The organism is Pseudomonas sp. GL-B-26, from assembly GCF_019947405.1.
Taxonomy (GTDB): domain Bacteria; phylum Pseudomonadota; class Gammaproteobacteria; order Pseudomonadales; family Pseudomonadaceae; genus Aquipseudomonas.
In genome coordinates this window covers 1-18,352 of record NZ_JAGYGJ010000029.1, presented here as the reverse complement: position 1 = coordinate 18,352, position 18,352 = coordinate 1, and the positions used below count along the sequence as shown (strand labels likewise).

18 protein-coding genes are annotated in these 18,352 nt (G+C 59.2%); 3 read left to right on the top strand and 15 right to left on the bottom strand.

Features of this window, described 5'->3' with window-relative positions; all coding sequences use genetic code 11:
• Nucleotides 1-46 precede the first annotated feature (46 nt).
• Both KGB23_RS19040 and KGB23_RS19035 read right to left on the bottom strand, forming a co-directional pair.
• Nucleotides 47-250, bottom strand: coding sequence for a hypothetical protein (locus tag KGB23_RS19040; protein ID WP_223432166.1), 204 nt, complete (start codon nucleotides 248-250; stop codon nucleotides 47-49).
• On the bottom strand, nucleotides 250-720 hold the full coding sequence (locus KGB23_RS19035; protein ID WP_008151679.1) for a hypothetical protein: 471 nt from the start codon (nucleotides 718-720) through the stop codon (nucleotides 250-252). Before KGB23_RS19035 ends, KGB23_RS19040 begins: the two co-directional genes overlap by 1 nt.
• Before the next feature lie 413 nt (nucleotides 721-1,133).
• Between KGB23_RS19035 and KGB23_RS19030 the strand changes: the two genes are divergently transcribed.
• The 3 genes from KGB23_RS19030 (at nucleotide 1,134) to KGB23_RS19020 (ending at nucleotide 2,141) form a co-directional block, all read left to right on the top strand.
• Nucleotides 1,134-1,382 carry a hypothetical protein gene (locus KGB23_RS19030; protein ID WP_046048118.1) on the top strand — a complete coding sequence of 83 codons (249 nt, stop codon included), beginning with the start codon at nucleotides 1,134-1,136 and terminating at the stop codon, nucleotides 1,380-1,382.
• Nucleotides 1,383-1,539: 157 nt separating this feature from the next.
• Nucleotides 1,540-1,770: a hypothetical protein gene (locus KGB23_RS19025; protein ID WP_008151675.1), complete on the top strand. Its 231-nt coding sequence runs from the start codon at nucleotides 1,540-1,542 to the stop codon at nucleotides 1,768-1,770.
• A 131-nt stretch (nucleotides 1,771-1,901) separates the two neighbouring features.
• The gene (locus KGB23_RS19020) at nucleotides 1,902-2,141 is read left to right on the top strand and encodes a DUF2789 domain-containing protein (protein WP_150655494.1); all 240 of its coding nucleotides are present in this window, start codon (nucleotides 1,902-1,904) and stop codon (nucleotides 2,139-2,141) included.
• A gap of 137 nt (nucleotides 2,142-2,278) precedes the next feature.
• Here KGB23_RS19020 and KGB23_RS19015 read toward each other — a convergent pair whose 3' ends face one another.
• From KGB23_RS19015 to iolE, 13 genes are all read right to left on the bottom strand, one after another.
• The gene (locus KGB23_RS19015) at nucleotides 2,279-3,502 is read right to left on the bottom strand and encodes a methyl-accepting chemotaxis protein (RefSeq protein WP_411741505.1); all 1,224 of its coding nucleotides are present in this window, start codon (nucleotides 3,500-3,502) and stop codon (nucleotides 2,279-2,281) included.
• A gap of 594 nt (nucleotides 3,503-4,096) precedes the next feature.
• On the bottom strand, nucleotides 4,097-4,501 hold the full coding sequence (locus KGB23_RS19010) for a TraR/DksA family transcriptional regulator (protein ID WP_007907888.1): 405 nt from the start codon (nucleotides 4,499-4,501) through the stop codon (nucleotides 4,097-4,099).
• A 328-nt stretch (nucleotides 4,502-4,829) separates the two neighbouring features.
• Nucleotides 4,830-5,852 carry an ABC transporter permease gene (locus KGB23_RS19005; protein WP_008153855.1) on the bottom strand — a complete coding sequence of 341 codons (1,023 nt, stop codon included), beginning with the start codon at nucleotides 5,850-5,852 and terminating at the stop codon, nucleotides 4,830-4,832.
• A 174-nt stretch (nucleotides 5,853-6,026) separates the two neighbouring features.
• Nucleotides 6,027-7,592, bottom strand: a complete 1,566-nt coding sequence (locus tag KGB23_RS19000; RefSeq protein WP_223432164.1) for a sugar ABC transporter ATP-binding protein — start codon at nucleotides 7,590-7,592, stop codon at nucleotides 6,027-6,029.
• 70 nt (nucleotides 7,593-7,662) lie between these two features.
• A complete protein-coding gene (locus tag KGB23_RS18995; RefSeq protein WP_223432163.1) occupies nucleotides 7,663-8,589 on the bottom strand; it encodes a sugar ABC transporter substrate-binding protein in 927 nt (308 codons plus the stop codon).
• Nucleotides 8,590-8,745: 156 nt separating this feature from the next.
• Nucleotides 8,746-9,798, bottom strand: coding sequence for a Gfo/Idh/MocA family oxidoreductase (locus tag KGB23_RS18990; RefSeq protein ID WP_223432162.1), 1,053 nt, complete (start codon nucleotides 9,796-9,798; stop codon nucleotides 8,746-8,748).
• A gap of 138 nt (nucleotides 9,799-9,936) precedes the next feature.
• Nucleotides 9,937-10,797: a sugar phosphate isomerase/epimerase family protein gene (locus tag KGB23_RS18985; RefSeq protein ID WP_223432161.1), complete on the bottom strand. Its 861-nt coding sequence runs from the start codon at nucleotides 10,795-10,797 to the stop codon at nucleotides 9,937-9,939.
• A 161-nt stretch (nucleotides 10,798-10,958) separates the two neighbouring features.
• On the bottom strand, nucleotides 10,959-11,984 hold the full coding sequence (locus tag KGB23_RS18980; protein WP_223432160.1) for a Gfo/Idh/MocA family protein: 1,026 nt from the start codon (nucleotides 11,982-11,984) through the stop codon (nucleotides 10,959-10,961).
• 42 nt (nucleotides 11,985-12,026) lie between these two features.
• On the bottom strand, nucleotides 12,027-13,958 hold the full coding sequence (iolD, locus tag KGB23_RS18975; RefSeq protein WP_223432159.1) for a 3D-(3,5/4)-trihydroxycyclohexane-1,2-dione acylhydrolase (decyclizing): 1,932 nt from the start codon (nucleotides 13,956-13,958) through the stop codon (nucleotides 12,027-12,029).
• Nucleotides 13,959-14,130: 172 nt separating this feature from the next.
• The gene (locus KGB23_RS18970; protein WP_223432158.1) at nucleotides 14,131-14,952 is read right to left on the bottom strand and encodes a TIM barrel protein; all 822 of its coding nucleotides are present in this window, start codon (nucleotides 14,950-14,952) and stop codon (nucleotides 14,131-14,133) included.
• 25 nt (nucleotides 14,953-14,977) lie between these two features.
• Nucleotides 14,978-16,480, bottom strand: coding sequence for a CoA-acylating methylmalonate-semialdehyde dehydrogenase (locus KGB23_RS18965; RefSeq protein ID WP_223432157.1), 1,503 nt, complete (start codon nucleotides 16,478-16,480; stop codon nucleotides 14,978-14,980).
• Nucleotides 16,481-16,524: 44 nt separating this feature from the next.
• The gene (iolB, locus tag KGB23_RS18960) at nucleotides 16,525-17,334 is read right to left on the bottom strand and encodes a 5-deoxy-glucuronate isomerase (RefSeq protein ID WP_223432156.1); all 810 of its coding nucleotides are present in this window, start codon (nucleotides 17,332-17,334) and stop codon (nucleotides 16,525-16,527) included.
• Nucleotides 17,334-18,224: a myo-inosose-2 dehydratase gene (iolE, locus tag KGB23_RS18955; protein WP_223432155.1), complete on the bottom strand. Its 891-nt coding sequence runs from the start codon at nucleotides 18,222-18,224 to the stop codon at nucleotides 17,334-17,336. Before iolE ends, iolB begins: the two co-directional genes overlap by 1 nt.
• Between the last annotated feature and the right edge of the window lie 128 nt (nucleotides 18,225-18,352).

Below are 18,352 nucleotides of genomic sequence, written 5' to 3'. Positions count from 1 at the left end.
CAGTCCACTGACTGTAGTAGAGGTTCCTGCTTTCGAGGGAGGTCAATCAGTTTTCGGGAGGTTCCTGCAAGCGCGCCAGCGCTCTTCGTACCATGCTGGCGTACTCCGCCGGACGCAACGTATAGATCTGTGACGCCACCCAACCCAGCCATGCACCTTGCAAAACAGCCTTCTGGCCGAACAGCCGCTGGGCTTCGGCTTGCGCACTGGCCTGGTTCTGTTGGTGGAAGTCGGCGCGGGTCAGGGTCATTATTCGCTGGCCTTGAAGGTGACCAGTTCCCCTTTGCGCCACTTGGCCGCCTTGGCGGTCACGGCTTTCAGGGTTTTGGTCAGGCCTTCCTGCAACTGTTGGTGAGCGGCGAACACCATCACCACGCTATGCCCTTCCTTGAACACGATCCCGTGACCATCAGCGGTGGTGACGAAGGCGTAATCACCCAGGCCGTAAACCGTCAATTTGATTTCGCGGAACTTGATGTCCAGCTTGCCGCCTTCGCGACTGGGTAATACAGAGGCGCTGAAATGATCGCCGACCTTGAGTTTAAGCCCTGGTTTGTCATCAACCACCAGCGCCTCTTCGGTATCGATCTCGGCAATGTAAATGCCTTCAGCGTTCTGTTCGGTGATGTAAACAAAACGAGACTGGAACTGTTTAACCAGCTTTGCGCGCAAATCACCCAGCACGAACAAAGCATGCATATCGAGATTACTTACTGCCAAGGAAACATCCCCACATCTGAAAATGATGCTGCACGCAGGAAAACAGCGCACAGCAGAAAAAAGCGGCAATGCCGAAGGTGTAGCCAAATGACCCGGGTTGAAATCCTGAAACGAGCAGAGGGCTCATCCATCGCGAGGTTTGAGAAGACTACTGGAACAACACTCACGTCGTCTTGCCTGGCGTTCGTCAGAGGTTGAAGGAAAAAGCCCTTCTGACGGCCAGAAAAACGGGACTACCAACTTTAGGGAAAAAACTCTTTAAAAAAAGCACTTTTCCGACATATCGCCAGCAAAAAATTGCTTTAGATGAACATCGATCGCCAAACACTGACGGTGATTCTAGAGCAGCGATGCTCATCGAGACTACCCAAAACCACGTACGCACGTCGGTAAAACAACGAAAAGGACTTCATATGTGCACGCTGACACATTTTGCTCACCCTCAGGCGCCCAATACAAACAGCTCGAGGACACTGCCCCCAGGGATGTTTCAACCACATGAATACTACCCTGAAGAGCTCGCCCGGCCACGCTTTCAGGTCATTTTGGCCGGCAATGCCTTTTTTCATATCAAGGAAATTTCCACCGGCCGCGTCAGAGGTTTCCGCGGCAATCATAACGAAGCCTGCGCCCTTGCCCGCTCGCTCGAATTACGCGGTTGACGGTCCCGCCACATTCATTTCCATAGACGCTTCGTCATGCCGGCGACTTAACTCAGCCGCCAGCATGCAACTACTGCCATACTGCCCGACCAATGAAACCCGTCCCCAGGGTGGGCGGCGTTCAAAACAACAGAATATTTCAAAGGAAGGCTGCTACGTGACGGAATTTGATATCGGTGAATTTTTTATCCGGGGCGAAGCCAGAGAAGTCGAAGGCGAATTCCAGGCAGTCATTATCATGCGCGCCAAACCACCGCTAACCACCGTGACCTATCACCAGGTCGAGAAGGATCGCTGGTTCAAGACCTCGGACGTCGCCGCCGTTGCCGCCCAGGATGCCGCCAAGGCGCTGAAGGTTGCGGTCGATGAAGGCGCATTGAAAGCCTGATAGTCGGTTTGCAGTCTATGCTCATTTTTGCTTACGAACATCGCCATCGAACTCCTGAAGCGCGGCTCCCTCAGATGCAATGAAGCCGCGCCTCAGATCTCGCACTCGACGCGACCCGCAAGGAGATGAACATGGATTCACCGACACATGACTTGAAAGGCTTGTTCGACCAACTCGGTCTGGACTCCAGCGAGAAGGCCATCGACGATTTCATTGCCAGTCATTCACCCCTGGCCGACGACAAGAAACTCATTGATGCCGAGATCTGGACCCCGCAGCAAGCCGGCTTCCTGAAAGAACAATTGCGTGAAGACGCGGATTGGGCGCGGGTGGTCGACGACCTGAACCTGCGCATGCATCAGATCCACTAGCCTGCATCGCGACTAGTGCATGCATTCCCCTGTAGGAGCTGTCGAGTGCAACGAGGCTGCGATCTTTTGATGGTTTAAAAGCGAAGATCAAAAGATCGCAGCCTCGTTGCACTCGACAGCTCCTACAGGGAGGGGCCTCAACGAGGGCTTTCCGGCTTGTAACCCAATCGCAAACCACCCCAATGCCGGCCCTTGAGCATGATCGGCACCGAGAGGTCGTGCATCAGCTCACCGGTATCGCGGGTGTAGGTTTGCAGCAGTACAGCCTGCTGATGGCTACCGCAGCGAATCCCGGTGCGATCGGCGAATTTGCGTTTGGTGCGGTTTTGCAGGGTATCGACCTGCGCATCACCGGTCAGGGGTTGACTGAAGACCTTGTTGTGGGTCGGCACATAGCCCTGCTGCGTACAGGCGATGGCGAACACCAGGCCTTCATGGCGCGGCAACAAGGGTTCCTGGATCGTCGGCAAGACTTGATCGGCGTAACGATCGAAGCGGGTCTGGAATTTGGCCGGGCTGGTGTTGGGAATGGTTTGGTAATTGCGGTCAAACAGGTCATCGAGGCTGACCCGGCCCTCGTCGATATCCGTTTCAAAGCGCGCCGCAATCTGACTTGCGCCTTCGCGGGCCAGGTCATAAATCCGTTGGTGATAGTCATCCAGCCCGACTTCGGCGAGGCGTTCGCTGATGGTTTCGGCCTGACCTTCCATTTGCACCGCGGCCTGGGCCAGGCGCTGGGTCTGCTGGTCGCTGATCGCCAGGTCGCTGCGCATCTGTTCGATGGCGTGAAACAGGCTATCGAGTTGTTCGCGGTTGGTGTCGGCGCCCCTGGCGATTTCCCCGACCTGGCTTTCGACGCCGGCAGCCAGACGCGCAATGTTCTCCAGATGCTGACCGGTGTGTTCGACCTGCTCGACACCGGTGTCGAGGTCGCTGGACAGTTGACGGATCTGCTCCACCACTTGCGCGGTGCGTTGCTGAATATCAGCGACCATTTCCCCGACTTCGCCGGTGGCCGTCGCCGTGCGCGCGGCCAGACCGCGAACCTCATCGGCCACCACCGCAAATCCGCGACCATGCTCCCCGGCCCGCGCCGCCTCGATCGCCGCGTTCAATGCCAACAGATTGGTCTGGCTGGCGATGGACTGGATCACCAGGGTGACCCGCTGGATATCATCACTGCGCAGGCTCAGGGCTTCGATCAGTTCACGGCTGTTACTGGCGCGCTGACTGAGTTGATGCATACGGGCGATGGACTCGATCAGTTCCGTACGCCCTGCCGCGCTGCTGCGATGTGCCTCGCTGGCCGCACTGAGCGCTTCCCGGCTGAGTGTCGAGGTGGCTTGTTCGGTCGCGATCATCACTTCGGCGTTGCTGACAATCTGCGCCGCGGCACCGAGCTGCGATTGCAGTTTGTCGGCCAGTTGCTTGACCGAAAAGGCCACACCGGCGGCAGACAACGCGTTATGACTGGTGGTGTAGGAAAGATCGCGAGTCAACTCGGCAATCGCGCTGGCGCTGTCGACGGGGGTTGCCTCAGGGAGGGCGCGCGAGCGCAAGCGAGGTAGCCAGATCACCAGCACCGCCAATGGCAGGCCAAGGTAAAGCGACCAGCCGCCCAACGTCATGCCGCACAACAAGAGCATCAGGGCGATGCTTTGCAGGGTCGGCGTCAGCCAAAGGTTTTTCGGCAAAAACACGGGTGCAGATGCTGCTGCAACCAGAGATCCGTCACGCGTCATCTTCGTCACCCCACCCATAATTCTAATTGTTGTATCGGCATTAAACGCCACTACAAGGCCATTATCTATGGTCCATTAGTAGTGGGCATTGCAGCAGATCAATAGAAGTGCGCGGGTTTTTCGCAGACGAAAAAAAGCATCGCGGGCAAGGGCTAGGCGCCCCCCCACTCCTGACAGGAGTGAGGCTTGCCCGCGATGCGGGGCGTTACGAAATCAGGCCTGACGCTGGTGCTTGTCGATCTGTTCGTGACGCTCTTGAGCTTCGATGCAGTACTTGGTGGTCGGGCTGATCAGCAGGCGCTTCAGGCCAATGGCCTCGCCGCTGTCGTCGCACCAGCCAAAGCTGTCTTCCTTGATGCGTTCCAGAGCCTGTTCCAACTGAGGCAGCATGCGCTGGTCGCGATCGATCGCGTTCACCAGCCAGGTGCGCTCTTCTTCAACAGAAGCAGCGTCGGCCGGATCGGCCGGGGTGTCCAGGCTTTCGATGGCGATGCGGTTCTGTTCGATGCGCTCATGGGTTTCGACTTTCATGTTCTGCAACAGCTCAGAGAAAAAAGCATGTTGCTCGGCATTCATGTAGTCATCCGCCGGCATGGCCAGCAACTTGTCCTTTGTCATTGATATCTCTATAAAAAAACGTGCATTAAGGCGAATTAGGGAGCGTTCCGGCGGACCTGGGTTGGCCATCGGAACGGCGCCGTGTAATTCCAAGCGCCACCCGGCACTCAATTTACGAGGGGCGGCAGTCTAAGGCCGACTTGAGGCCTCAGCAACTGAAAAGACAGCGAATTTGTCCGACAAAGCCCTGAAAGTGCTCGATGGCAGTCTTTTCGGTGGTTATCGGAGTGCGTTTATAGCAAGAAATTCAATCGTGCGGCTGTATATAGAAGACAAATGGCTACGCCACGCGGGTCAGGCGTGGCGTATTGGCTGCTTTATCCGAGGCTCAGCGCTTGAGTTTGCGCTTGTTGCGGTACTGATCGATGACCACTGCGACCACGATGATCAGGCCTTTGATAATGTCCTGAATGTAGGCATCGACGCCGACAAAGGTGAAACCGCTGGCCATGACCCCGAGGATCAGTGCGCCGATGACCGTGCCGGTGATGCGCCCTACTCCGCCGGCCAGGCTGGTGCCGCCGATCACTGCTGCGGCAATCGCGTCCAGCTCGTAAGACATGCCCATCCCGGCCTGCCCGGTCGCGGCCCGTGCCGACGCCACCACACCCGCCAGGCCTGCCAGCAACCCGGCGATGCTGTAGACGATCACCAGATGCCGCTTGACGTTGATCCCCGAAGTACGCGCCGCCTGCATGTTGCCGCCGATGGCGTAGGTGTATTTGCCGTACTTGGTGTAACGCAGGGCGATGTGAAAGATCACCGCGACCACCAGGAAAATGATCACCGGCATCGCGCCGTGTCCGATCGCCGTGTAGGAATCCGAGAGCATGCTCACCGGTTGGCCTTCGGTGTAGTAACGCGCGAGGCCACGAGCCGAGACCATCATGCCGAGGGTGGCAATGAACGGCGGGATACCGGTGATGGCAATGATGCTGCCGTTGATCGCCCCCGCCAGCAGCCCCACCCCGAGCCCGGCAATCACCGGGATCCACACTGGCAAGTCAGTCAGCGACGGGAACACCGCCCGGGCGAAATCCGACGTCTGGGCCAGACTGGCAGCGATCATCGCCGACAGCGCCAGCACCGAGCCGGAGGACAGGTCAATGCCCGTGGTGATGATGACCTGGGTCACGCCGATCGCCAGCAGACCGATAATCGACACCTGCAGGATCATCAACACCAGACGCTGGGAGTTCATCAGGAAGCTCTGGTCGCGCACGATCCAGCCAAACACTTCAAAGACCAGGCCGATGCCAATCAGCACCAGGAAAATACTCAACTCGGTCGGAAAGCGCCGGCGACTCTTGACCGGTGCCGTTGCTGGCTTGTTTTCCAGTATCGCGTTCATAAACACTCACCCTTCTAAAAAATCCGGCATCGAATACATACCCTGTGGCGAGGGAGCTTGCTCCCGCTGGGCTGCGAAGCGGCCCCAAGTTCTCGGACTTACCGTAGATCTGGCGAGCGCTGCGCACTCGAGCGGGAGCAAGCTCCCTCGCCACAGAACTGCGTTCTCCCTTGTTTAGTGAACCGCGGACATGCCCGAGGCCAATTGCATCACTCGTTCCTGGGTCGCTTCGCTGCGGTCGAGGGTGCCCATCAGGTCGCCCTCGTGCATGACCATCACCCGGTCGCTCATGCCGAGCACTTCCGGCAGTTCCGAGGAAATCATGATCACCGCCATGCCTTCGCTGGCGAGGTAGGAGATGAGCCGGTAGATCTCGGCCTTGGCGCCGACGTCGATACCGCGGGTCGGCTCGTCGAGAATCAGGATCCGTGGATTGGTCATCAGCCAGCGAGCCAGCAAGGCTTTCTGCTGATTACCGCCGGACAAGGTGTCGATGCACTGCTCCAGCGACGGGGTTTTCACCCGCAGCTTCTTGCACATGTCTTCGCACAAGGCGCGCAGGGCTTTTTGCTGGATGAAACCGTGGCCGGCGTAATGCGGCAACACCGCCATTTCCATGTTCTCCAGCACCGACAGGCACGGGAACAGGCCGCTGAGCTTGCGATCTTCGGTCAGTAACGCGAAGCCCTTCTCGATCGCCATGTGCGGATCGCTGATGCGCACCACTTCGCCGTCGAGACGAATCTCGCCACCGTCGCTCGGGGTAATGCCGAAAATCGCCTCGGCGACGTTGGTCCGTCCCGAGCCCATCAACCCGGCGATGCCGAGGATCTCGCCGGCATGCAGATCGAAGGAAACATCCTTGAAAATGCCGTCCAGTTTTAGGTCGCGCACCGACAGCAGCAGATCGCCGATCGGCTGTTCGCGCACCGGGAACAACTGGCTCAGCTCGCGGCCGACCATCATCGAAATCAGGCTGTCGCCGTCCATGCTGTCGGCCCTCTGCAAGCCGATGTAAGCGCCGTCACGGAACACCGCCACTTCATCGGCGATGCTGAACACTTCGTTCATTTTGTGGGTGATGTAGATGATGCCTTTGCCCTGACTCTTGAGGTCGGCAATGATCGAGAACAGATGCGCAACTTCCTTGTCGGTGATGGCCGAGGTCGGTTCATCCATGATCAGAATGTCGGAATCGTAGGACACGGCTTTGGCGATCTCGACCATCTGCCGTTCGGCGATGCTCAGGTTGCCGACCTGTTCCTCCGGATCGAGATTGATCCGCAGGCGTTCCAGCAGTTTCGCCGTGCAGCGGTGCATTTCACGGTGGTCGATCATGTGGAAACCGTTGAGCTGCTCACGGCCGATCCAGATGTTCTCGGCGATGCTCATGTGCGGCATCAGGTTGAGTTCCTGGTGGATCATCGCGATCCCGGCCTGGAGCGCAGCCAATGGCGTTTCGAAAACCACCGGTTTGCCCCGCAGGCGCAGTTCGCCGGCGTCCGGCTGGTAGATGCCGGCGATGATTTTCATCAGGGTGGATTTGCCCGCGCCGTTCTCGCCCATCAAGGCCAGCACGGTACCGGGGCGTACCCGAAGCTGCACATCGGACAAGGCCACCACACCGGGAAATCCCTTGCTGACGTTGATGATCTCCAGCAGGTACGGCTCATCGACAGGTGTTGCAGCTGGCTGGATACCCACCAACGGGGTGCTCGAAGCAGTCGCTGAAGCGAACATGATCAGGTACTCCATCAGCAAGGTCGCGGTCGCAACCTTGCGTGTTTATTGTTTTTATTGAACGGACGGACTATTTGAACTGGTCAACGTTTTGCAGCGTAATCAAGCGATACGGCACCCACACGGCCGGCTCGACCGGCTCGTTTTTGGCCATTTTCACTGCCGTCTCGATCGAACCATCGGCCTGACCCTTGGCGTCCTGGAACACCGAGACGACCAGAGAGCCCTTCTTCACCGCGTTCAAACCGTCAGGCGTACCGTCGACACCGGCGATCAGGATACTGCCCTTTTCCACTCCGGCCTGTTGCAGGGCCATCGCGGCGCCAATCGCCATCTCGTCGTTGTTGGAGACGACCGCGTCGAACTTGCGGCCCTGGGTCAGCCAGTCGTTGACCAGGGTCATGCCCTTGTCCCGCGACCAGATGCCGGTCTGCTCTTGCTCGATCTTGATGTTCGGGTACTTGGCCAGCACCTCTTTCACGCCCTTGGTGCGGTTGGTGGTGGAGTTGTTCGCGAGGTCGCCCAGCAGAATCACGATGTCGCCCTTGCCGCCCATCTTGTCGGCCAGATATTGCATTTGCATTTGACCGGCCTCCAGGTCGTTGGAGGCGACAGTGACCACGCCTTTGGGCAGGTTCAGGTCATCGGGACGGCGATTGACGTACACCAGCGGAATGCCGGCCTTGACCGCCGATTCGGTGATTTTTTTGGTGGCCGCGGTATCCACCGGGTTGACCACGATGGCGTCGACCTTCTGGCTGATGAAGCTTTCTACCTGGCTCAACTGCCGGACCACGTCGCTGCGCGCGTCTTCGAACTGCAGCTTGACGCCATCGGGATAGGATTTGGCTTTTGTGTCCATGGATTCGCGCAGGTAGGTCAGCCAGGTGTCATCGAATTGGGACATGCTGACGCCGATCTTCATGTCAGCGAGTGCAGCGCCGCTGGCGAACATCAGGGACAAGGCGAGTGAGGCGAAACGGATCTTGGTCTTCATGAAAAGTCTTTCTCCACATTCTTGTTGGTTTTATGGATAAGGCGTGACGATTTCAGTAAGCAGGCAAGCGGGAAAAGGGTTGAAACAGGTTGCGAGGCAGGTCGCTGAAAATGACTTTATTAGAAAATAATTTCTATATCAACTCATTTTAGAATTTTATTCTGATTTTATTCCATGGCTCCCAAACGGGCTCAATGCCACCACTTGATGCCGCTCGGCGCTCAGTCGCGCAGCGTCTAGCACGCGGGTGGTCGCCAGTGCATCACGGGCATCCACAGGCAGTGGGCCACCGCTCTGCAACGCGGTTTGTAGCTGTAAATAGAACTGATTCCAGCAACCGCGCTCGGAGGGAACCCGCTCGCGCACTTCGCCCTGTTCGAACCAGCCCCAGCGGCGATGTTCTTCAACGCCCCAGCGTTCTCCTTCGGATTTCGGCGAGAACCCGGCGAGTGCCGATGCTTCTTGCCCGTCCAGACCATCAACGCTGTAGCAACCTTGGCTGCCGGTTACCCGAAAGCGCGGGCCGGGGGTGTTTTGCAGGCAACTGCCGCCCAAGTGGGAGGTGACGCCACTGGCATGGGTCAGGGCCATAAAGAAGCCGTTATCGAAGGCCTGGCCTTTTTCCAGGTAATCCAGCTCGGCGTAGACCCGTGTCACTGGGCCGAACAACAGCAACGCCTGATCCACCAGATGGCTACCGAGATCGCGCAGGAAGCCACCGCCACTGCCGTTGTTCACCGCCTGCGGCGAGTAACGCTCGATCCGCGATTCGAAACGGGTGACCTGGCCCAGCGCACCGGATTCGATGAGTTTGCGCACGGTCAGGAAGTCCGAATCCCAACGCCGGTTCTGATAGACGCTGAGCTGCACACCCTGGCGCTCGGCCATGGTGATCAGGGTTTGGGCTTGCTGCGCGTCAGCGGCGAACGGTTTGTCGCTGACCACCGCCACACCGTGTTCGATGCCATCGAGCACCAGCGCCGGACGGCCCTTGAGCGGTGTGGACACCACCAGCACATCGATCCCGGCCTCCACCAGTTGGCCGATGCTGTTGAACGCTGGCACCCCTGGGTGCTCGGCCGCCAGCAACTGTCGGCGTTCCGGTGAACGGGTGACCACACCGACGAACGTCGCCGCCGGCAAACTGCTGATCAGCGGAGCATGGAAAAACCGGCCACCATGGCCATAACCGACAAGTCCGATACGCATGAAAACATTCTCCTTATAGAACGCGGACCCTGTGGGAGCGGGCTTGCTCGCGAAGGCAATATGTCAGGCGACATCAATGTTGAATGTGCCGCCGTCTTCGCGAGCAAGCCCGCTCCCACAGGTTTTGTGTAAGGTCGGTTATTGGCAGAGTTCGCTTTTGACGCGTTCGAGCATCATCCGGTTGGACTCATCCGGCCGGTCTTCCCAGGCAAACACCGAGACGGTTGCAATGCCATCGAACTTGATCTCGCGCAGGGTACCGAAAAACGCGTCCCAATCGACTTCGCCCTGACCGATGTCCAGATGCTGGTGCACGGTGGCGGTGACACCCGGCGGGTTGACGATGTAGCGCAAGCCCGAAGATGCCTTGTGGTTGTAGGTGTCGGCGATAATCAGGTGGCTCAGCTTCGACCCGGCATACTTGAGCATCGAAGTAATATCGCCTTTGCCGTCGTCATAGAAGAAGGTGTGCGGCGCCGCGTAAAGGTAGTTGATCCAGTCACGGTCCAGACCGCGAATGATGTCCACCGACTCGTTGTTGCGCTCGCAGAAATCATATGGGTGCGCCTGAATATCGAGCTTGATACCTTCGCGCTCGAACTCCGGGATCAGCTCATCCATGGAGCGCATGAACTGGTTCTCGCACACCAGCGGATTGTCCGACTGGCCGGTGAACTCGGTGTTGACCAGTTCGCAGTCCATCTCCACGGCAATCTGGATCGCCCGCCTCCAGTTGCGCACTGCGGCCACGCGCAAACCTTCGTCGGCGGCGGCCCAGTGGTACATCGGTAACAAGGAAGAGAGTTTGACCCCGGTATCACTCAGGGCTTTGCGAAATTCCTTGATCCGCGCCTTGTCGACCCGCGGTGCTTTGTAGAACGGCAGGAAATCTTCCCGGGGCGAGAGTTCGATGTGTTCATAACCGAGTTCAGCGACCTTATCGACCATCTTGCCCAGGGACAGGGTGCGGTACATGTAGGGGTCTAGTGCGATGCGCATGTTTTTGTTCTCCTTCACAAGGCCTCAGCCTTGACACAACCCCCTGTGGGAGCGGGCTTGCTCGCGAAAGCGGTGTGTCAGACGACATCAATGTTGACTGTTCTGACGCCTTCGCGAGCAAGTCGAATCGTCGCACCGCCGCTCCCACATTGGATCGGGGTTTAGCCGTAGAAATGTGGGCGGTCAGGGAGAGCAACTTTGACGATCTGGCCGCTGTTCTGTGCTTCGATGCACGCGTCTGCTGCGACGGCAGCGGCGAAGCCATCCCACGCCGAAGGACCGCCAACCTGCCCGGCCCGCACGCCATCGATGAACGCCTGCAACTCAACGTCATACGCGGCGATGAACCGGTCCTTCCAGTCCATCAGAATCGCGTTGGACAACTTCGCCCCGCTGCGCAACTGAACCTGCGACGGCTCTGGCAGTTTGGCGATGCCGGTCTCCCCCACCACTTCGCACTGGATGTCGTAGCCGTATTGGCAATTAACGAACACTTCCACGTCGATGCGCGTGCCCTTGGCGGTTTCCAGCAGGACGATCTGCGGGTCTTTCAAATGGGCGTGGGCCTTGCTGGTCTTGCGCGGGAACACCACCTGTACCGACACGTAGTCGTCATCGAGCAACCAGCGCAACACGTCCAGTTCATGGATCAGCGTGTCGGTGATCGCCATGTCGGTCTTGTAGTTTTCACCCACGGTCGGGTTGCGGTGCGCGCAGTGCAACATCAATGGCTCACCAATCTGACCACTGTCGATCACGGCTTTCAGTGCCCGATAGCCTTCGTCATACGGGCGCATAAAACCGACCTGCACCAGGCGTTTGCCGTGGGCCACTTCGGCCTCGACGATTTTGCGGCAGCCTTCAGCGGTGACCGCCAGCGGCTTCTCGCAGAACACCGGCTTACCCGCTGCAATCGCCGCCAGCACGAACTCTTCGTGGCTCGGGCCCCAGGAGGTGACGAGGATCGCTTCGACCTCCGGCGCCTTGATCAGCGCGTGGCCGTCGGGATAGACCTCGGCGGTCAGCTTCAGGTCGGAAACGACCTTCGCGGCTTGCTGCAAGTTGATGTCGGTTACAGCTACTACCTGGCTATTGAGCAATGTCTGGCTGCAACGACGAATGTGATCCTGGCCGATGGCCCCGGTGCCGATGACGCCGATCCGCAGTGAATTAGAGAGCAAGGACATGAAGATTCTCCTGTGAAAATTTGTTGTTGGTATCAGGGGCAATCAGTACTGACGGGCCTTGGCCAGTCGTTCATTCAGGGTCTTGGCCACCGCATCGGTGCGGGCGCTGGTGGAGACTTGCGCCACGCCGACCCGCCACCACGACAGGTATTTGTGAATCATGGTTTTGGGCAAGACCTTGATGTCGATCAGCGTCGACACCGTCTGCAGGCGCGCATCGGCCAATGCCGCGTTCAGTTCTTCGACCGTGTTCACCTTGTAAGTTTTGCAGCCATAGGCCGCCGCGCTCATGGCGAAATCCACCGGCACGAAACCGCCGTCGAGCTTGCCGGTTTCCGGGTTGCGGAACCGGAACTCGGTGCCGAAGCTGTCCATGCCGTGTTCCATCTGCAGGTTGTTGATGCAACCGAAAGTCATGTTGTCGAGCAACACCACGTTGATCTTGCGGCGCTCCTGAATCGAGGTCGCCAGTTCGGAATGCAGCATCATGTAAGAGCCGTCGCCAACCAGCGCGTAGACCTCTCGATCCGGCTCGGCGAGTTTCACGCCCAGTGCGGCGTTGACCTCGTAACCCATGCAGGAATAGCCGTACTCGACGTGATAGGTGTTCACGCCCTTGCTGCGCCAGCTGCGCTGCAAGTCGCCGGGCAGGCTGCCGGCGGCGGCGACAATCACCGCGTCATCGGCGAGGGTTTCATTGAGCACGCCGAGCACGCGGCTCTGGGTCAGGCAGGAACCGGTCAGCTCGATGAATTCGCGCAGCACCGCCGGGTCCATGTGGTCGTTGATTTCCGGGATGAAGTCTTTGTCCTGGTATTCGACCTGATAGATACGGTCGACTTCCTCGTCCAGTTGCGCCTTGGCCTGTCGCGGTTGATCGCCCCACGCAGAACGGTAATCGCCCAAGGCTTCAGCCAAGGCTTGCAAGCCGACTTTGGCGTCCGCCAACAGTTGCACGCCGTCGAGCTTCAAGGCATCGCAGGGGCTGATGTTGAGGTTGAGAAATTGCACGCCCGGATGCTGGAACAGGGATTTCGACGCGGTGGTGAAATCGCTGTAGCGGGTGCCGACACCGATGATCAGATCCGCATCCTTGGCCAACAGATTCGCCGCCAGGCAGCCGGTTTCACCGATCCCGCCAACGTTCAGCGGATGACTGGACACCACCGCACTCTTGCCAGCCTGGGTTTCGGCGAAAGGAATATCGAAGCGTTCGGCAAACGCTTGCAACGCGGAATTGGCGCCGGAGTATCTGACCCCGCCACCGCAAATGATCAGCGGCTTGCGCTTGCCTTTGAACAGCGCCAGCGCATCACCCAGCATCGCTTCAGTCGCCGGACGACGCTCGATGCGGTGCACGCGTTTTTGCAGGAAGTAATCGGGGTAGTCGTAGGCCTCGGCCTGCACGTCTTGCGGCAAGGCCAGGGTCACCGCGCCGGTTTCGGCAGGATCGGTGAGCACGCGCATGGCGTGGATCGCCGCCGTCATGAGTTGCTCGGGACGGTTGATGCGGTCCCAGTATTTGCTGACAGCCTTGAACGCATCGTTGGTGCTGATGCTCAGGTCGTGGAACTGCTCGATCTGTTGCAGCACCGGGTCGGGTTGACGACAGGCATAGACATCACCGGGCAACAACAGCAAGGGAATGCGGTTGGCAGTGGCCGTCGCGGCGGCGGTCAGCATGTTCGCCGCGCCCGGCCCTACCGATGAGGAGCAGGCGTAGATCTTGCGCCGCAGGTGTTGCTTGGCGAAACCGATGGCCGCGTGGGCCATGCCTTGCTCGTTGCGACCCTGATGGACGATCAGGTCGCCGCTGTCCTGCTCCAGGGCCTGGCCCAGGCCCAGCACGTTGCCGTGGCCGAAAATGGTAAAGATCCCGGCGACGAATTTGCTTTGAACCCCATCGACCTCGATGTACTGGTTATCGAGGAATTTCACCAGGGCCTGGGCCATGGTCAGTCGTGTCGTAGTCATGCTTGCACCTTCCTTTGAAGCTAAATCCGGTGTGTGCTGTGAAATGCGATCAACTGTGGGAGCGGGCTTGCTCGCGAAGGCTGTGTGTCAGGCGACATCAATATTGGATGTGCCGCCGTCTTCGCGAGCAAGCCCGCTCCCACATTGGATCTCCTTCAACCTGATAACAGTGTCAGGCCAGGGATTTTTGCAGGTGATCCATGCTCGCGCCGATCGCCTGCTGGATATCCGCCAGGCCATGGACGCTGTCGGCAAACGGCTCGAACGACAGGTAGCCGCTGTAACCGCTGCTTAGCAAGGTGTCGATTTGCGCCGCGTTGCCAAGGATGTCGCCCTCGCCCACCAGCACCCGGTGCCCGTCGCGAATGGTCGCCAACGGTGCCTCGGCATCCTCGACACCGGAGATGTGCACCAACCCGGTCAGCTCGGGGAAGAACTCATGCTCGCTGGCCAGGTGATGGTGAAAGGTGTCGTGAACCAGACGGAACACATCCAGCCCGCCGATGGCCTTGATCGCGTCCACTGCCGTGCGTTTACGGCGCAGCGAGCATTCCTCGAAACCCAGCGGCTCGATGAAACCGAGAATGCCGTGTTCGCGCAGAATCGGCGCCAGTTCAGTCAACGCCGTGCGCAGACCCGAAGCACGTGCGGCCTCATTACGCGGGTCCTCACGGTCATTGAGCGGACACATTACCAACCCTTGAGCGCCGCAATCACGTGCATAAGTGGCCAGCTTCAAGGCCTGTGCACGGCGCTCGTCATTCCACACATCAAACGGATACAGCGCGTTGATCGACAGCACCGTAATGCCTTTGGCGGCACACAACTCACGGACGCGCTCGGGTGCGGTGCCGTCTTCGATCTCGACACCTTTAAGGTCGTTGCGAATTTCGATGGCGTCGGCCTTGAGGGTCACCGCCAACTCGATGAACGCCGGCAGGGACAAACGTGGGGCGACCATACGGTTCAGGGCGAAACGCAGGGGTTTGCTCATTATTGTTGTTCTCCGCACAGGTGAATTAGTTGGCCGTCGGCATGCTGAACTCAGGGCCCTTGGCGATGCTGTCGGGCCAGCGCTGCATCACGCTTTTGTAGCGGCTATAGAAGCGGATACCTTCTTCGCCGTAAGCGTGGTGATCGCCGAACAGCGAACGTTTCCAGCCACCGAAGGAATGCCAGGCCATCGGCACCGGAATCGGCACGTTGATGCCGACCATGCCGACCTTGATCGTGCGGGCGAAGGCTCGGGCGATGCCGCCGTCGCGGGTGAAACAGGACACGCCGTTACCGAACTCGTGGGCGTTGATCAACGCGACGGCGCTGGCGAAGTCCGGCACCCGCACGATGCCCAGCACCGGGCCGAAAATTTCCTGTTGGTAGATGCTCATCTCGGTCGTGACGTTGTCGAACAGCGTCGCGCCGACGAAGAAGCCGTTCTCGGCGCCCGGCACCTTGAAGTTGCGGCCATCGACAATCAGCTGCGCGCCCTGGGCCACGCCTTCATCGATGAAACCTTCGACTTTGGCCTTGTGCTCGGCGGTCACCAGCGGCCCCATGTCGCTGTCGCCTTTCAGGCCGTTGCCGACTTTCAGTTGATCGATACGCGGCAGCAGTTTGGCAATCAACTGGTCGCCGACATCGCCCACCGCCACGGCAATCGAAATCGCCATGCAGCGCTCGCCGGCCGAGCCGTAAGCGGCACCGATCAAGGCATCCGCAGCTTGATCCAGATCTGCGTCAGGCATGATGATCATGTGATTTTTCGCCCCGCCCAGGGCCTGCACGCGCTTGCCGCGCGAGGTGGCTTGCTGGTGGATGTACTCGGCAATCGGCGTCGAGCCGACAAAGGAAATCGCCTCGATGTCCGGGTGTTGCAGCAACGCGTCGACGGCGGTCTTGTCACCCTGAACCACGTTGAACACACCGTCCGGCAAACCGGCTTCGCTCAACAGACGGGCCATCAGCACACTGGCGGACGGATCGCGCTCGGACGGCTTGAGGATGAAGCAGTTACCGGTGACGAGCGCCAGCGGGATCATCCACAGCGGCACCATCACCGGGAAGTTGAACGGCGTCACGCCGGCACACACGCCCAGCGGTTGACGCAGGTTCCAGTTATCGATGCCGCCACCGATGTTGTCGCTGAACTCGGTTTTCAGCAGGTTCGGCGCACCGCAGGCGTACTCGACGATTTCGATGCCCCGGGTGACTTCGCCCTTGGCGTCCGAAAACACTTTGCCGTGTTCGCGGCTGATGATTTCTGCCAGCTCATCGTGATGTTGGTCGAGCAATTCCTTGAACTTGAACATCACCCGCGAACGGCGCAGGGACGATTGTTCGGACCAGGCCGGAAAGGCTTTCAGGGCCGAGGCGACGGCTTCGTCTACGGTCTTCTGGCTGGCCAGCCCGACGCGCGCCTGGACGCTGCCGGTGGCCGGGTTGAAGACGTTACTGAACCGTTCGCTGCTGCTGTCTTGCACTTGACCGTGGATGTAATGGCCGATGACCGGGGCGTTGCTCATTGATCGTGTTCTCCGTGCAGAGGTTGGAATTCAGGCTTTTTAGTTCAGAGATCCAGCAGCCAGCTGTGCTGCGGATCGTTATGGAACTGCCAGACACGTTTCGGGCCGGCCATCACGTTCAGGTAATACGACTCGTAGCCGTACGGCACGCTGACCGGGTGGTAACCCTTGGGCACGACCACGAGGTCGCTGTTTTCCACGGCCATGGCCTGATCGATGCTGCGATCGTCGGTGTAGACCCGCTGAAACACGAAGCCCTGGGGCGGATTAATCTGGTGGTAATAGGTTTCTTCGAGAAAACTCTGGTGCGGCAAATCGTCGGTGTCGTGCTTGTGCGGCGGGTAGCTCGACGAGTGACCCGACGGCGTGCGCACTTCCACCACCAGCAGCGAATGGGCCGGTTCGGTGTCCGGCAGAATGTCGCAGACGTAACGGGTGTTGGCGCCTTTGCCGCGCACGCTGCGCTTCATGCTGTCGGGTTTGATCAGCCGTGGACCGAGGCCGTTGCTCGTTGAACCGGGCGCGGCACACACGGCAATTTGCACATCGCTCAGGGCGACGACTTGCGCCTGACTGCCGGGTGGCAAGTACGCGGCGAAGGGGGATTTGTCTTCGAACACCGACTGACGATCACCGATGTTGTCCCAGTCGAACGCACCCTGCCCTGGCGCTTCATCTTTGATGCTGACCCGGCCGCTGAGCAGCACCAGGCACAGTTCTTTATCACCGGCCGAGACCGGCAGGGTTTCGCCCAGGCTCAAGCGGTAAGCGGCGAAGCCGACGTATTCCAGCTCACCTTTGCCCAGCTCGACCATGGTCCGGCCACGGGCGTTGCTTTTGACCAGCAGGCTCATCATGCAATCCTCTCGTCGAGCAGCGCACGCAGGGTGTCGTAGCCTTTTTTGGCGTAGACATAACTCGGCGCCACCGCTGGGTCCTGTTCGGCTTCGACCACCAGCCAGCCGTGGTAATCGGCCGCCAGCAGCACGTCGAGCAAGGCGCCGAAGTCGATGTCACCGTCGCCGGGCACGGTGAACGTGCCGTTGATAATGCAGTCAGGGAAGCTCCACAGGTTGTTGCGGGCCAGTTGCACCACCGGTTTGCGCACGTCCTTGAAATGCACGTGGCAGATGCGTTCGATGTGTTTGCGCAGCACCTGCAACGGTTCGCCACCGCCCATGTAGCAATGGCCCGAATCGAACAGCAGACCGACTTCGCTGCCGGTCAGCGCCATCAGTTTGTCGATGTCTGCCGGGGATTCAACGTAGGCGCCCATGTGGTGGTGATACGCCAGGCGCACGCCTTGGGACAGGGTGAAGCGCGCCAGTTCAGTGAGCTTGTCGGCGTATTCCTGCCAAGCGTGTTCGGTGTGGAAACGCGGGCGTTCAACCAGCGGAATGCGCTGGCCTTGAATGGAGTCGGCGACTTCACCGTACACCAGCACCTTGGCGCCGTTCTTCGCCAACAGCTCGACATGACTGCCGATGGCGTCGATTTCTTCGGCCACCGAGCGACGGGCCAGACGGCTGGAATACCAGCCGGACACCAGTGCCAGGTCGTAAGGGCGCAGTACATCGCCGACACCCTTGGCGTCCTTGGGGAATTTGCCGTTGAGTTCGAAACCTTCGTAGCCGATTTCCTTGCCTTCGCTCAGGGCGGTGCTCAGCGGCGTCTCGCCACCGAGGGACGGCAGGTCGTCGTTGCTCCAGGAGATCGGGTTGATGCCAATTCGAATAGCGGGCATGGCTGCACCTTTTATTGTTTTTACATAAATCAGTAAGAACGACGCTGATCCCCTGTGGGAGCGGGCTTGCTCGCGAAGGCGGTGTATCAGGTGACATCAATGTTGAATGTGCCGCCGTCTTCGCGAGC

Bases quoted from the DNA above. Each gene is read 5' to 3' on its own strand.
- KGB23_RS19040 (WP_223432166.1), bottom strand. From the start codon at position 250: ATGACCCTGACCCGCGCCGACTTCCACCAACAGAACCAGGCCAGTGCG.
- KGB23_RS19030 (WP_046048118.1), top strand. From the start codon at position 1,134: ATGTGCACGCTGACACATTTTGCTCACCCTCAGGCGCCCAATACAAAC.
- KGB23_RS19020 (WP_150655494.1), top strand. From the start codon at position 1,902: ATGGATTCACCGACACATGACTTGAAAGGCTTGTTCGACCAACTCGGT.
- KGB23_RS19015 (WP_411741505.1), bottom strand. From the start codon at position 3,502: ATGATCGCGACCGAACAAGCCACCTCGACACTCAGCCGGGAAGCGCTC.
- KGB23_RS19010 (WP_007907888.1), bottom strand. From the start codon at position 4,501: ATGACAAAGGACAAGTTGCTGGCCATGCCGGCGGATGACTACATGAAT.
- KGB23_RS19005 (WP_008153855.1), bottom strand. From the start codon at position 5,852: ATGAACGCGATACTGGAAAACAAGCCAGCAACGGCACCGGTCAAGAGT.
- KGB23_RS19000 (WP_223432164.1), bottom strand. From the start codon at position 7,592: ATGTTCGCTTCAGCGACTGCTTCGAGCACCCCGTTGGTGGGTATCCAG.
- KGB23_RS18995 (WP_223432163.1), bottom strand. From the start codon at position 8,589: ATGAAGACCAAGATCCGTTTCGCCTCACTCGCCTTGTCCCTGATGTTC.
- KGB23_RS18990 (WP_223432162.1), bottom strand. From the start codon at position 9,798: ATGCGTATCGGACTTGTCGGTTATGGCCATGGTGGCCGGTTTTTCCAT.
- KGB23_RS18985 (WP_223432161.1), bottom strand. From the start codon at position 10,797: ATGCGCATCGCACTAGACCCCTACATGTACCGCACCCTGTCCCTGGGC.
- KGB23_RS18980 (WP_223432160.1), bottom strand. From the start codon at position 11,984: ATGTCCTTGCTCTCTAATTCACTGCGGATCGGCGTCATCGGCACCGGG.
- iolD (WP_223432159.1), bottom strand. From the start codon at position 13,958: ATGACTACGACACGACTGACCATGGCCCAGGCCCTGGTGAAATTCCTC.
- KGB23_RS18970 (WP_223432158.1), bottom strand. From the start codon at position 14,952: ATGAGCAAACCCCTGCGTTTCGCCCTGAACCGTATGGTCGCCCCACGT.
- KGB23_RS18965 (WP_223432157.1), bottom strand. From the start codon at position 16,480: ATGAGCAACGCCCCGGTCATCGGCCATTACATCCACGGTCAAGTGCAA.
- iolB (WP_223432156.1), bottom strand. From the start codon at position 17,334: ATGAGCCTGCTGGTCAAAAGCAACGCCCGTGGCCGGACCATGGTCGAG.
- iolE (WP_223432155.1), bottom strand. From the start codon at position 18,224: ATGCCCGCTATTCGAATTGGCATCAACCCGATCTCCTGGAGCAACGAC.